This window comes from Nonomuraea sp. NPDC050663, assembly GCF_044456985.1.
GTDB lineage: Bacteria > Actinomycetota > Actinomycetes > Streptosporangiales > Streptosporangiaceae > Nonomuraea.
Genome location: NZ_JBITGL010000007.1, coordinates 344,215 through 356,245, shown reverse-complemented (window position 1 = coordinate 356,245; position 12,031 = coordinate 344,215). Strand labels below are relative to the sequence as shown.

The 12,031-nt window shown below is 73.0% G+C and carries 12 protein-coding genes; 8 read left to right on the top strand and 4 right to left on the bottom strand.

All coding sequences use genetic code 11. From position 1 onward, the window contains the following. Position 1 precedes the first annotated feature (1 nt). Complete coding sequence (locus ACIBH1_RS24300; RefSeq protein ID WP_397316175.1) at positions 2 to 862, bottom strand: tryptophan 2,3-dioxygenase; 861 nt, start codon at positions 860 to 862, stop codon at positions 2 to 4. A 130-nt stretch (positions 863 to 992) separates the two neighbouring features. Between ACIBH1_RS24300 and ACIBH1_RS24295 the strand changes: the two genes are divergently transcribed. Then, positions 993 to 1,439 (top strand): Lrp/AsnC family transcriptional regulator, encoded by a 447-nt coding sequence (locus ACIBH1_RS24295; RefSeq protein WP_397316312.1) that lies wholly within the window; start codon positions 993 to 995, stop codon positions 1,437 to 1,439. A 69-nt stretch (positions 1,440 to 1,508) separates the two neighbouring features. Here ACIBH1_RS24295 and ACIBH1_RS24290 read toward each other — a convergent pair whose 3' ends face one another. Continuing rightward, entirely contained in the window at positions 1,509 to 2,039 is a 531-nt protein-coding gene (locus tag ACIBH1_RS24290; RefSeq protein ID WP_397316311.1) for an NADAR family protein, read from the bottom strand. Positions 2,040 to 2,125: 86 nt separating this feature from the next. On the opposite strand from ACIBH1_RS24290, the gene ACIBH1_RS24285 reads away from it, so the two are divergent. Next, positions 2,126 to 5,827 (top strand): protein kinase, encoded by a 3,702-nt coding sequence (locus ACIBH1_RS24285; protein WP_397316174.1) that lies wholly within the window; start codon positions 2,126 to 2,128, stop codon positions 5,825 to 5,827. On the opposite strand, the gene ACIBH1_RS24280 is transcribed toward ACIBH1_RS24285, so the two are convergent. Both ACIBH1_RS24280 and ACIBH1_RS24275 read right to left on the bottom strand, forming a co-directional pair. Beyond that, positions 5,799 to 6,557 (bottom strand): enoyl-CoA hydratase/isomerase family protein, encoded by a 759-nt coding sequence (locus ACIBH1_RS24280; RefSeq protein ID WP_397316173.1) that lies wholly within the window; start codon positions 6,555 to 6,557, stop codon positions 5,799 to 5,801. The two genes, ACIBH1_RS24285 and ACIBH1_RS24280, sit on opposite strands and share 29 nt — an antisense overlap. 1 nt (position 6,558) lies before the next feature. Beyond that, positions 6,559 to 7,368: an SAM-dependent methyltransferase gene (locus tag ACIBH1_RS24275; protein ID WP_397316172.1), complete on the bottom strand. Its 810-nt coding sequence runs from the start codon at positions 7,366 to 7,368 to the stop codon at positions 6,559 to 6,561. Positions 7,369 to 7,517: 149 nt separating this feature from the next. Between ACIBH1_RS24275 and ACIBH1_RS24270 the strand changes: the two genes are divergently transcribed. Genes ACIBH1_RS24270 through ACIBH1_RS24245 form a run of 6 tightly spaced genes read left to right on the top strand, consistent with a single transcriptional unit; the run spans position 7,518 to position 12,029 of the window. Then, positions 7,518 to 8,279, top strand: coding sequence for a DeoR/GlpR family DNA-binding transcription regulator (locus ACIBH1_RS24270; protein ID WP_397316171.1), 762 nt, complete (start codon positions 7,518 to 7,520; stop codon positions 8,277 to 8,279). Further along, positions 8,276 to 9,226, top strand: a complete 951-nt coding sequence (pfkB, locus tag ACIBH1_RS24265) for a 1-phosphofructokinase (protein WP_397316170.1) — start codon at positions 8,276 to 8,278, stop codon at positions 9,224 to 9,226. The genes ACIBH1_RS24270 and pfkB overlap by 4 nt, the downstream gene beginning before the upstream one ends. A gap of 2 nt (positions 9,227 to 9,228) precedes the next feature. Then, a complete protein-coding gene (gene mtlA, locus ACIBH1_RS24260) occupies positions 9,229 to 10,326 on the top strand; it encodes a mannitol-specific PTS transporter subunit IIC (protein WP_397316169.1) in 1,098 nt (365 codons plus the stop codon). Next, a complete protein-coding gene (locus tag ACIBH1_RS24255; protein WP_397316168.1) occupies positions 10,323 to 10,628 on the top strand; it encodes a PTS lactose transporter subunit IIB in 306 nt (101 codons plus the stop codon). The genes mtlA and ACIBH1_RS24255 overlap by 4 nt, the downstream gene beginning before the upstream one ends. Continuing rightward, complete coding sequence (locus ACIBH1_RS24250) at positions 10,621 to 11,037, top strand: PTS sugar transporter subunit IIA (protein ID WP_397316167.1); 417 nt, start codon at positions 10,621 to 10,623, stop codon at positions 11,035 to 11,037. Before ACIBH1_RS24255 ends, ACIBH1_RS24250 begins: the two co-directional genes overlap by 8 nt. Next, positions 11,034 to 12,029, top strand: a complete 996-nt coding sequence (locus tag ACIBH1_RS24245) for a zinc-dependent dehydrogenase (RefSeq protein ID WP_397316166.1) — start codon at positions 11,034 to 11,036, stop codon at positions 12,027 to 12,029. The genes ACIBH1_RS24250 and ACIBH1_RS24245 overlap by 4 nt, the downstream gene beginning before the upstream one ends. Positions 12,030 to 12,031: the final 2 nt, after the last annotated feature.

Here is a 12,031-nt window from a genome sequence, read left to right as displayed (position 1 = left end):
CTCACATGTGGGTCCGCGCGGACCACAGCTCGGGGAAGACCACCCGGGCCATGCTCCGTTCCAGCCAGGCCAGCCCGTTGGATCCGCCGCTGCCCGGCTTGTGCCCCATCGAACGGCGCACCGCGGCCACGTGCTGGCGGCGCCACTCCCCGAAGGCCTCGGCCACATCGGTCAGCGCCTCGCCGAGCTGCCGCAGGTCGTTGCCGGGCGAGGTGTCGCGGTAGACCTCGACCCAGGCACGCTCGACCGCCTCGTGCGGCTCGTGCTCGATCGAGAAGTCGCGCACCAGCAGCTCCTCCGGCAAGTCGTGGCCGCGCCTGGCGAGCGCCGCGATCGTGTCGTCCCACACGCTCGGCCCGTCGAAGGCCTTCCGCAGCTCGGCCGAGCGGCTCTTGAACGGCCGCAGCAGCGCCGGGTTCTTCAGCCCGAGCAGGAACTCCACCTGCCGGTACATACCCGACTGCAGGCCGGAGGCCTCACCGAGCTGGTCACGGAAGCGGTTGAAGTCGGCGGGTGTCATCCACCGCAGGCCCCGCCAGCTGCCGTTGAGCCCCTCCAGGTGCAGGGCCGTACGGCTCAGCGGGGAGGTCGCCTCCCACACCCGGTCGGCGCGCAGCAGCTCCTGGGCGCCGCGCAGCTCGAAGGCGATGAGCTTGAAGTACAGCTCCATCACCTGGGTGATCATCAGGAAGGACATCTCGCCCGGGTCGTCGGTCACGGTCCGCTGCAGGCTGTGCAGGACATCGGTGCGCACGTAGGCGTCGTAGGGAATGCGCTGGTCGAAATCCGTGATCGGCTGCCCGCCCGTGGCCCTGGCCCGGGCGGTGCGTTCCGCGGCGTTCAGCGGTCGTACCGTTTCCATGCCTTCATGCTCGCGTGGCGATCGGTGCCCGCGGAATGCCACTCCGAAGGCCCTGGGTCGAATTTTCCGCCCATCGACGGCAAAATGCGGGAGCACGGTTGCCGAACGAAAGGAAGCCCAGGTGGACGCCATGGACTGGGAGCTGCTGCGCGAGCTGCAGGCCAATGCCCGCCTGTCCTTCAACGAGCTGTCGCGGCGCGTGCACCTGTCGCCCCCGGCGGTGGCCGAGCGGGTGCGGCGCCTGGAGGACAGCGGCGTCATCGCCGGCTACCACGCCCACGTCGACCCGGCCCGCGCCGGGTGGCCGGTGCGGGCGTTCATCCGGATGACGTGCTACGGCGCGCGCTGCGTGCTGCGCGATCCCGAGGTGGCGCAGTGGCCGGAGATCCGGCAGGTCCACCGGGTGACGGGCGACGTGTGCAGCATCCTGGAGATCGCGGCGGTGTCGATGGCGGGCTTCGAGGCGCTCATCGACCGGCTGGCCGCCTACGGGCCGCCGTCGAGCACCATGATCCTCTCGACGCCGCTGGCGGGCCACCCGCTCAGCGCGCCGCCCGGCCAGCCGCCGAACGGTTAGCCGCCTCCCGGCTAGCCGGGCGGTTGGTCACCAGGTTGGCCGCCGGGCGGCGGGTCCCGGGCCGCCCCGCTAGCTCCCGGCCAGGGTGTCCCTGGCGGCCATGAGGGCGAAGCCGAGCAGGTTGAGCCCCTGCCACGCCGACGGCTGGGTCGCCCGCTCGTCGGAGGCGGCCAGGCCGATGCCCCAGACACGGTCGAGCGGGCTGGCCTCGACCAGCACCCGGCCCGCGGTGCCGAGCAGGAACTCCTTCAGCTCGGGATTCTGGCCGAACTTGGCGAGGTTGGCCCTGACCACGATGTCGAAGCGGCGCTCCTGCCAGAGCGCGTCGTCGAAGCCGCGCACGGCCCTGCCCAGCTTCTTGGCCTCGCCGGGATGGCCCGCCGCCAGGATCTCGGCCGCCGTGTCGTCGTCGCCGAACAGCCAGGCCTTGTGCGCCATCATGTAATGCTCGGCCGAGCCGTACGTGTGGCCATCGTCGGTGAAGTCCGCCTCCCACCACTGCGACAGGCAGCCGGGGCGCAGGCTCTGGTGCCCCCAGAAGCACAGGTACTTCAGGGGCCGTCCCGCCCGCTCGGCGGCGACGGCCTCGGCCACGGTCATCGGCAGGCGCTCGTTCACGCCGTCACGGTGTCACACCCGCGCCGATCGCGGCCAACCATTTGCCGCGAAACAGCCTCCAATGATGCGTGAGCGCTGATCCTCAGAGACTGGGCGACTACTGGCTGGCCGGGCGGCTCGGCTCGGGCGGGCAGGGCGTCGTGTACGAGGCCTACGACGCCGCCGCCAACCGCGTGGCGGTCAAGGTCCTGCACGCCTACCTGCCGGGCGACCACCAGCTGCGCCGCCGCTTCCTGCGCGAGGTGCTGGCCGCCCAGCGGGTCGCCTCCTTCTGCACCGCCCGGGTCCTGGACCACGACCTGGACGGCGAGCGGCCCTACATCGTCAGCGAGTTCGTCTCGGGGCCGAGCCTGCGCGCGGCGCTCGCGCCCACCGGGCCGCTGGGCGGCGACGGGCTGCGCCGGCTGGCCGTGGGGATGGCCACCGCGCTGGCCGCCATCCACCAGGCGGGGGTGGTGCACCGCGACCTCAAGCCGGAGAACGTGCTGCTCGGGCCCGACGGGCCGCGGGTGATCGACTTCGGCATCGCCAGGGCCGCCGGGTTGTCGATGACCTCGACGGGCGAGCTGACGGGCACGCCGATGTACATGGCGCCCGAGCTGTTCGCGGGCGGGCGGGCCGAGCCGGCGGCCGACGTGTTCGCCTGGGGGGCGATGGTGTACTTCGCGGCCACCGGGCGTGACGCGTTCGCGGCGCCCACGACGGTGGCGGTGATCCACCGGCTGCTGACGGGAGAGGTCGACCTGGGGGCGATTCCCGGGGACCTGCGCGCCCTGGTGGCGGCGGCGCTCGCCAAGGAGCCGTCGGAGCGGCCCGCGGCTTCGGAGCTGCTGCTCTCGCTGCTGGCGGGAGGAGGTCACGGGGGTCAGGTGAGCACGGCGGCCACGCGCCGTACGCCTGACTCCGGCACGCCTCCGGCCGACGGCTCAGCCGCAGGCCGTACGGCGCTGCCGGCCGACGGGCGCGCCACGGGTCACCCGGCCGGCCCGGGCGGCGAGCACGTCGGCGGCCATCCGGCGATGCTGGCCGACGGGGCGCGGGCCGCGGCCGAGGTGCGGCCGCCGCGGGAGCTGGCCGGGCGGCCGCCCCTGGGCGTGCTGGCCGAGCAGGCGTACGCGGCGTTGCCGCCGCGCGGCCGCGAGGTGGCCAGGCAGGTGATGCTCCGCCTGGTCGACGTGCGCGACGGTGAGGGGACCCCGCGCCGCGCGACCCTGTCCGAGCTGCCGGAACCCGATGAGGCGGTGCTGGCCGCGCTGACGGAGGCCGAGCTGATCGAGCGCGGCCACGACACGCTCGCCGTCGGCACCCCGGCCCTGCTGCGTGCCTGGCCGCGCCTGCACGAGTGGGTGAGCGCCGACCGCGAGGCGCTGCTCGGGCACCGCAGGCTCGGCGAGGCCGCCCGGCACTGGGCGGCGGGCGGGCGGCACCGCGAGGACCTGCTCCGTGGCACGGCCCTGCGCGAGTCCCTGGCGTGGGCGTCCGGCGCCCCCGCGCATCTGACGATGAATCAGGTCGAGAAGGGTTTTCTGGAGGAGAGCCGGGCGCAGGCCCTGCGCCAGGGCCGGGTGCGCAGGGGCGTGACGACGGGCGTGGCCGCCCTGCTGGTGGTCTCGCTCGCCGCGGGACTGTTCGCCTGGCGGCAGTCGGCGCTGAGCGACGAGAACGCCGGGCTGCTGGCCGAGCAGCGGGCCATGGCGACGGCCAGGCAGCTGGCCCTGCAGGCCGACGCGTTGCGCGCCAACGACCCGGTGCGGGCGATGCTGCTGTCGGTGGCCGCCTACCGGATCTCGCCGGTGCCGGAGGCGCGCTCGGCGTTGTTCGGCTCGCTGGCGCGGCCGGAGCGGCGGGTGGTCAGGGATCCGGTGGCGGGCAACCTGGGCAGGGCGCTCACCGCCGACGGCCGGTTCCTGGTCAGCGCGGGAGCGGGCGTCGTGTCGGTGTTCGAGGTGGAGACCGGGCGGCTGACGTGGCGGTTCGGCGGCGTCGGCGACGGGCCGTTCCGCGCCGCGGTGGCGCCCGACGGCGACACGCTCGCCCTGGCCTCGCAGGGCAGGATCCGCCTGTGGAGCCTCAGGAGCGGCGCCCTGCTCGGCGAGGGCCCCTACCTCGACCCCGACCCGCTCTCGGCCAACGCCGCCCCGCCGGACGAGCTGACCTTCAGCCCCGGCGGCGGCTACCTCGTGATGCGCGAGGGAGGCGTCCTGGCCAGGTTCTGGAAGGTCGCCACCCGCTCCACGGTCCCGCTCCACTTCCCCGGCCATGTCCTCGTGGCTCCGGGCGACAGGTACGCGATCATCGACGCGGACCGGGTGAAGGCCCTGTCGGGCCCGGCCCCGAAGCTGGTCATGCCCCCTCGCGGCGCCATGATCCTGGCCTTCACCGGCGCCGGTGACGTCGTGGTCGTGGCCATGGAGGAGCCGTCGCGCCTGGTGCGCTGGGACCTGCGCACCGGACGCCAGATCGGCCCCGCCCTGCGCACCGCCGCCACCACCGAGCCCGCGGTCAGCGCCGACGGCCGGTTCCTGGTCGTCTCCGACGGGCTGCAGCAGTCCGACTCCTCGGTCAGCGGGGCGCCGCCGGTGTCGCTCTGGCGGCTGTCCGACGGCAGGGAGCTGCTGCGCTTCACCGCCCCCTCGCTGCTGCAGCGCGGCGCGCTCCTCAGCCGCGACAACCGGCTGCTCACCCTGCTCGACGACTCAGGCCGGGTGACCTCCTACGACGTCGCCGTGCACACCGCTGCCGCGCCCGGCATCCCCGCCGGAGCCACGGAGCGGCGGTTCGCGGGCGGCTCGTTCTTCGCCAGGCGCGGCGACGACGTGCTGCGTTGGAGCGTGCCCTCCTTCACCGGCGGGCACGCCGTGACCTCGCTGAACCCCGGGAGGTACGAGGATCCGTGGTGGGGGGTCAGCCCGGACGGCAAGCGGGTGATCAAGGGCATCACCAACGACCAGAGCAAGCCGCTGCGCGTCGTCGACACCGCCACCGGGCGGGAGGTGGGCCGCATCCAGCTGGGCGACTTCGGCAGCGAGCCGGACCAGCTCGCCTTCAGCCCCGACGGCAGGTACATCGCGGCCAGCAGCGGCCAGTCCAACGACACCTACGGCGCGGGCGTGGTGATCCTGTGGGACGCGCGCACCTTCGAGCGGGTCGCCACTTTTGAGGGCCTGTGGGCCGGGCCGATGACCTTCAGCGGCGACGGCAGGTTCCTGGTGACCGCCGATCCGGCGGGGGTGAGCGTCATCGACCTGACCACCCGCCGGGCCGTACCGCGAAGTGCCGGTCCCGGCACCCTGGCCAAACGATGGATGACGCTGTCCGCGGACGGCCGCGTCGGCGTCTCGCCGTGGGGCGCGCAGGGCGTGACCCTGTGGGACACCGGCGGCTGGCGGCCCACCGGGCAGTTCCTGCAGGTGGGCGGCACCGTCCACAACGCGCAGTTCTCGCCCGACGCCCGGCTCCTGGCGGTCACCCACGACGACCGGCTGACCCTGTTCGACGTGCCCTCGGGCCGCCAGCTCGGGGCGGCGCGGACGATCAGCGCCATGAGGTACGGCACGGCGGACGAGGGCAGGCCCGCCCTGTCCTTCTCCGCGGGCGTGCTGCGGGTGGTCGCCCACGACGGGACCTTCCGCGAGCTCGACCTGGATCCCGAGCAGGTGGCGCGCAGGGTGTGCGAGCGCGCCGGACGCGGCCTGGCCGAGGCGGAGTGGCGCGAGCACGCCGGCCCCGACCTGCCGTTCGTCAGGGTCTGCGGCTCGCCGAACCCCTAGCGTTCATGAAGCGCTCGATGCCGCCGTCGGCGAGCCTGGCGGTCCACTGCTCCAGGACGCGGGGCTCCTCCAGGTCGCGGCGCATCTGGATGGTCTCGTTGACCGAGCGGCGCAGCTGGTGCTTGGTGAAGGCGAAGGTGTCGGCGGGGACGGCGGTCGCCATGCGCCGGGCGGCGGCGACGGCCGCGGCGACGGGGTCGTCGTCCAGCTCGTCGACAAGGCCGCGTTCGAGCGCCTGGGCGGGCTCGAACGTAGCGCCGCTCACCACGCAGGCACGCGTCTGAGCGGGGCCGAGCGCGTATTCGAGGATCGTCAGGGCGGTGGTCGGGAAGGGCACGCCGACGAGGAGCTCGGTCACGCCGATGCTGCCCCGTCCGCCCATGACGCGGTGGTCGGCGCAGGCGGCCAGCACGCATCCTCCGGCGATCGCGTGGCCGTTGACCGCCGCGACCAGCGGTTGGGGCAGGTTGAACGCGGCCAGGAAGGCCGCGCTCAGGGCCGGGAGGAAGGCCTCGACGTATTCGGGGCCGCCGTCGACGATCCGCCACAGGTCGACGCCCGCGCTGAAGGCGCCGCCCGTCCCGGTCAGGACCACGCCCCTGGGAGGTTCGCCCTGCAGCTCGGTGAGGATCGTGGTGAGCCGTTCGAGCAGCTCCAGGTCCAGGGCGTTGACCTTGCCGTGCGCCAGGCGCAGCACGACGACGTCGTCGATCTCGGTGCGCTCGATCACGTCAGCGGCGCCCCACGCCGCCGAGCCACCAGGCTCCGGCGGCTTCCAGCTCGGGCAGGGCGTCCTCGTCGGGCCGCCAGGCGGTGACCGGGGTGAGGCCGGGCTCGACCAGGTCGAGGCCGTCGAAGTAGCGCAGGATCTCGTCGCGGGCTCGGTAGGAGAAGACGGTGTTCGACCGGGCGAACACCTCCTCCTTGCGGCGCACCAGGTCGGGCGGCTGGCCCTCGCGGGTCAGGTGGGACAGGATCAGGAAGCTGCCGGGCGCCAGACGCTCGCAGAAGGCCCGCACGACGGCCGCCGGGTTCTCGTCGTCGGCGATGCCGTGCAGCACCGAGACGAGCAGGACGGCGGCCGGCAGGGTGAAGTCGATCAGCCGGTTGACGTCGGCGTCGCCGAGGATCTTCTCCGGGTCCCTGATGTCGCCCTCGACGACGGCGACGCTGCTGTCGCCGCCCGACAGCAGCGCTCTGGCGTGCACGGCGACCACGGGATCGTTGTCGACGTAGACCACGCGCGCCCTGGGTCGCGCCCGCTTGGCCACCTCGTGCACGTTGCCCTGGCTGGGCAGGCCCGCGCCGAGGTCGAGGTACTGGTCGATGCCCCGCCTGGCGGCGAAGCGCACGGCCCGGCGCAGGAACTGGCGGTTGACCAGCGGCACGTACCGGTTCTCCGGCGACATGGCGAACAGCTTGCCCACCGCCTGGCGGTCGGACTCGAAGTTGTCCTTGCCGCCGAGGGCGTAGTCGTACATGCGAGCCATGTTCGGCGTCCGGGCGTCGATGCCCGGGGGCGCCTGCTCGTCGTTGGTCATCGCACCGTCTCCCAGTCAGGAAGCACGATAGTCGTCCGCCGCCCCACCGAGTGTCAACGGGTCGGGCGTGCCTGGTCGCGCTCTTGACGTCACACAGAAACGGGGCTAAAACCAAGTAAAACCAAATGAAACGGCGGTGAATCCACACGATGTACCCCGAAGAGCGCCAGCAGGAGATCCTTCGCAGGGCCCGCGAGACCGGGCGCGTGGACGTGGTGGTGCTGGCCGAGGCACTCGAGGTCACCACGGAGACCATCCGCCGCGACCTCACCGTGCTGGAGCGGGCGGGAGTGCTGCGCCGGGTGCACGGCGGGGCGATCCCGGTCGAGCGGCTGGGCTTCGAGCCCGGGCTGGCCGTACGCGACGAGGTGATGACCGCCGAGAAGGAGCGGATCGCCAAGGCCGCCCTGGCGGAGCTGCCCGACGACGGATCGGTGATCATCGACGCGGGCAGCACGACCGGGCGGCTGGCGCAGGTCCTGCCCGCCGACCGCGAGCTGACCGTGGTGGTCAACTCGCCGCCGCTGGCCTCGGTGCTGGCGACCAGGGGCAATCTGACCGTCATCATGCTGGGCGGCCGGGTGCGCGGCCGCACGCTCGCCACCGTCGACGACTGGGCCCTGCGTCCGCTGGCCGACCTTCATGTCGACGTGGCGTTCATGGCGACCAACGGCTGCTCGATCGCCAACGGGCTGACCACGCCCGACCCCGCCGAGGCGGCGATCAAGCGCGCGATGATCGCCGCCTCCGAGCGCAGCGTGCTGCTGGCCGACCACACGAAGTTCGGCAACACCTACTTCGCCAGGTTCGCCGCGCTCCAGGAGATCGACATGGTGATCACCGACGCCGGGCTGGACCTCACGCTCGCCGCCGAGCTGAGCGCCGCGGGGCTGGAGGTGGTGCGCGCATGATCCTCACCCTGACCCTCAACCCCAGCCTGGACCGGACCATCGAGATCGGCGAGCTGGCGCGGGGCACGGTCATCAGGGCGAGCACGGCGCGGCTCGATCCCGGCGGCAAGGGCGTCAACGTCGCCAGGGCCCTGCTGGCCAACGGCGTCTCCTCGTGCGCCGTCGTGCCGTACGGCGGCGACGAGGGCAGGCAGCTGGTGCACCTGCTGTCCGACGCGGGCCTGGAGATGGTCACCGTCCCCGTCAGGGGCTCCACCCGGTCCAACGTGGCGCTGGCCGAGCCCGACGGCACCGTCACCAAGGTCAACGAGCCCGGCACCGCGCTCGGCCCCGACGAGCTCGACACCGTCGCCGAGGCGGTGCTCGCCGCCGCCCACTCGGCCGACTGGGTGGTCGCCTCCGGCAGCCTGCCGCCCTCGGTCCCCCACGACGTGTACGCCTCGCTCTGCCGCCGCTTCTCCGGCGCGGGCATCCGGGTGGCCGTCGACACCAGCGGCCCCGCCCTGCGCGCCGCGCTGCCCGCCGGTCCCGCCCTGGTCAAGCCGAACAGGGAGGAGCTGGCCGAGGCGACCGGCATGCCGATCACCTGCCTGGGCGACGTCGCCGAGGCCGCGGAGAAGATGCGCGCCGCCGGCGCGCGCACCGTGCTGGCCAGCCTCGGCGCGGAAGGCGCCGTCCTCCTCGGCGAGGCCGGGCTCTGGTACGGCAGATGCCCCGTGGACGAGCCGCGCAGCACCGTCGGCGCGGGAGACGCCCTGCTGGCCGGCTACCTGTCGCGGGCGGCCGGTCCCGACCACGGTGACGACGAGCAGGCCCTGCGCGAGGCGCTGGCCTGGGCCGCCGCCTCCGTCGGGCTTCCCGGCAGCCGCATGCCCGGCCCCGCCGACATCCGCCGCGACCGCGTCCGCTTGTTACCTCTGGATCCCTCGACCCCCCTGGGAGACTGACCATGGCCGACACCTACACCCCTCCGGTCACCGGGACCGGAGCCAAGGCCACCATCCAGCGCATCGGAGGCTACCTAGCCGGGATGATCATGCCGAACATCGGCGCGTTCATCGCCTTCGGCCTCATCACCGCCCTGTTCATCCCCACCGGCTGGCTGCCGAACGAGGAGTTCGCCAAGCTGGTCGGCCCGATCATCTCCACGCTCCTGCCGATCCTCATCGGCTACACCGGCGGGCGCATGGTCCACGGCCAGCGCGGCGCGGTCGCCGGCGCGGTCGCCACCGTCGGCCTCATCGTCGGCGCCACGATCCCCATGTTCCTGGGCGCGATGATCATCGGCCCGCTCGCCGCCTACGTGCTCAAGCTCGTCGACGGCTTCACCCAGGACCGCACCAAGGCCGGCTTCGAGATGCTGGTCGACAACTTCACCGCGGGCATCGTCGGCGGCGGCATGGCCCTGCTCGGCGCCTGGGGCATCGGCCCGGTCGTCAGGGTCGTCACCGAGGCGGCCGGCAGCGCGGTGGGCTGGCTGATCGACAACGGCGTGCTGCCCCTGGCCTCGCTGCTGATCGAGCCGGCCAAGGTGCTCTTCCTCAACAACGCCATCAACCACGGCGTGCTCGGCCCGCTGGGCGTGGCCGAGGCGGCGCGGACCGGCAAGTCCATCCTGTTCATGCTGGAGTCGAACCCGGGACCTGGGCTCGGGCTGCTGCTGGCCTTCATGTTCTTCGGCCCGATGGCGATGCGGCCCACCACGCCCGCGGCGATCATCATCCACTTCTTCGGCGGCATCCACGAGATCTACTTCCCGTACGTGCTGATGAAGCCGCGTCTCATCCTGGCGGTCATCGCGGGCGGCATGGTCGGCGTCTTCACCTTCATGATCACCGGCTCCGGGCTGGTGGCCCCGCCGTCGCCCGGCAGCATCTTCGCCTACCTCGCGGTCACGCCCAGGGGCGGCTGGCTCGGCGTCGGCGCGGGCATCGCGCTGTCGGCGGCGGCCAGCTTCATCGTCGCCGCCGTCCTGCTCGGCTTCGGGCGGGGCGAGAAGAAGCAGCAGCAGGAACAAGAGCAGAGCACGGAGGGTGCGACCGCATGAGCATCGACAGCAAGGACATCCGCAAGATCGTGATCGCCTGCGACGCGGGGATGGGCAGCAGCGTCATGCTCGCCACCACCGTGCGCAAGCAGCTCAAGGGCACCGGGGTGGCGGTCGAGCACACGCCCGTCAACGCCATCCCCGGCGACGCCGACGTGGTGCTCACCCACGCCGGGCTCGCCGATCGGGCCAGGGCGGCCGCTCCGGGCACCGTCGTCATCCCGTTCCAGATCTTCCTGGGCGACCCTGCCGTCACCGGGCTGGTCGAGGCGATCAAGAAGGGCGGGACCGTCGGTGCGTGAGGTGCTGCAGGCGCGTGCCGTACGGCTCGGCGAGCGCGCGGCCACGCGCGAGGAGGCCATCGCGCGGTGCGGTCAGGTGCTCGTGGAGATCGGCGCCGTGGCGCAGCCGGACGTGGCGGCGATGCTGGAACGCGAGCGCTCGATCTCCACCTACGTCGGCGAGGGCGTGGCCATCCCGCACGGCACCTCCAAGGAGCACGTGACCAGGGACGCCATCTGCGTGCTGCGCTTCCCCGACGGGATCGACTGGGACGGCGAGCACGTCGTCGTGTGCGTCGGCATCGCCGCGCGCGGCGACGGCCACGTGGCGCTGCTGGCCGAGCTGGCCGAGATCCTGCTCGATCCCGAACGGGCGCGCGCGCTGCGCGAGGCCACCGACGTCGACGCCGTCATGAAGGAGTTCACGTGAAGGTCGCCCGCTTCCACGCCCCCGGCGACATCAGGCTGGAGGAGGCCCCGCGCCCCGAAGGCGAGCTGGTCATCCGGGTGCGCAACTGCTCCACGTGCGGCACCGATGCCAAGATCTACCGGCATGGCCACCACCACATCAGGCCGCCGCGCGTGATGGGCCACGAGATCGCCGGCGAGGTCGTGGGCACCGGCGAACGGGTGCAGGTGATCGCGGCCATCCCGTGCGGGACGTGCCCCGAGTGCCGCCGCGGGCGCATGACGGTCTGCCCGAACCAGGAGTCGATGGGCTACCACTACGACGGCGGCTTCGCCGAGTACATGGCCGTTCCCGACAAGGTCGTCGCCGTCGGCGGCGTCAACCGCATCCCCGACGGGGTGTCGTTCGCGGAGGCCTCGGTCGCCGAACCGCTCGCCTGCGTGCTCAACGGGCAGGAACTGGCCCGGGTGTCGGAGGGCGACGACGTCGTGATCATGGGCGCGGGCCCGATCGGCTGTCTCCACGTACGGCTGGCACGCGCGCGGGGCGCGGCCAGGGTCTTCCTCGTCGACGTCAACCCCGAGCGGCTGGCCATGGCGGCCGCGCTGGTCGGGCCCGACGCCGCCATCGACGACTCCCCCGTGGAGAACGTGATGAAGCTGACCGGGTCGCGCGGCGCCGACGTGGTCATCACGGCCGCCGCGTCCAAGGTCGCGCAGGAGCAGGCGATCCGGATGGCGGCCAGGCAGGGGCGCATCAGCTTCTTCGGCGGGCTGCCCAAGGACGACCCGGTCATCGCGTGCGACTCCAACCTCGTGCACTACCGCGAGCTGACCATCGTCGGGGCCAACGGCTCCAGCCCCGCGCACAACGCCCGCGCCCTCGACCTGATCGCCTCCGGTCAGGTGCCGGTCGCCGACCTGATCACCCACCGGCTCGGGCTGGAGTCGGTGCTGGAGGCGATCGAACTCGTCAGCAGGGGCGAGGCCATCAAGGTCACGATCGAGCCGTGAGG

Bases quoted from the DNA above. Each gene is read 5' to 3' on its own strand.
- ACIBH1_RS24300 (WP_397316175.1), bottom strand. From the start codon at position 862: ATGGAAACGGTACGACCGCTGAACGCCGCGGAACGCACCGCCCGGGCC.
- ACIBH1_RS24295 (WP_397316312.1), top strand. From the start codon at position 993: ATGGACTGGGAGCTGCTGCGCGAGCTGCAGGCCAATGCCCGCCTGTCC.
- ACIBH1_RS24290 (WP_397316311.1), bottom strand. From the start codon at position 2,039: ATGACCGTGGCCGAGGCCGTCGCCGCCGAGCGGGCGGGACGGCCCCTG.
- ACIBH1_RS24275 (WP_397316172.1), bottom strand. From the start codon at position 7,368: ATGACCAACGACGAGCAGGCGCCCCCGGGCATCGACGCCCGGACGCCG.
- ACIBH1_RS24270 (WP_397316171.1), top strand. From the start codon at position 7,518: ATGTACCCCGAAGAGCGCCAGCAGGAGATCCTTCGCAGGGCCCGCGAG.
- pfkB (WP_397316170.1), top strand. From the start codon at position 8,276: ATGATCCTCACCCTGACCCTCAACCCCAGCCTGGACCGGACCATCGAG.
- mtlA (WP_397316169.1), top strand. From the start codon at position 9,229: ATGGCCGACACCTACACCCCTCCGGTCACCGGGACCGGAGCCAAGGCC.
- ACIBH1_RS24255 (WP_397316168.1), top strand. From the start codon at position 10,323: ATGAGCATCGACAGCAAGGACATCCGCAAGATCGTGATCGCCTGCGAC.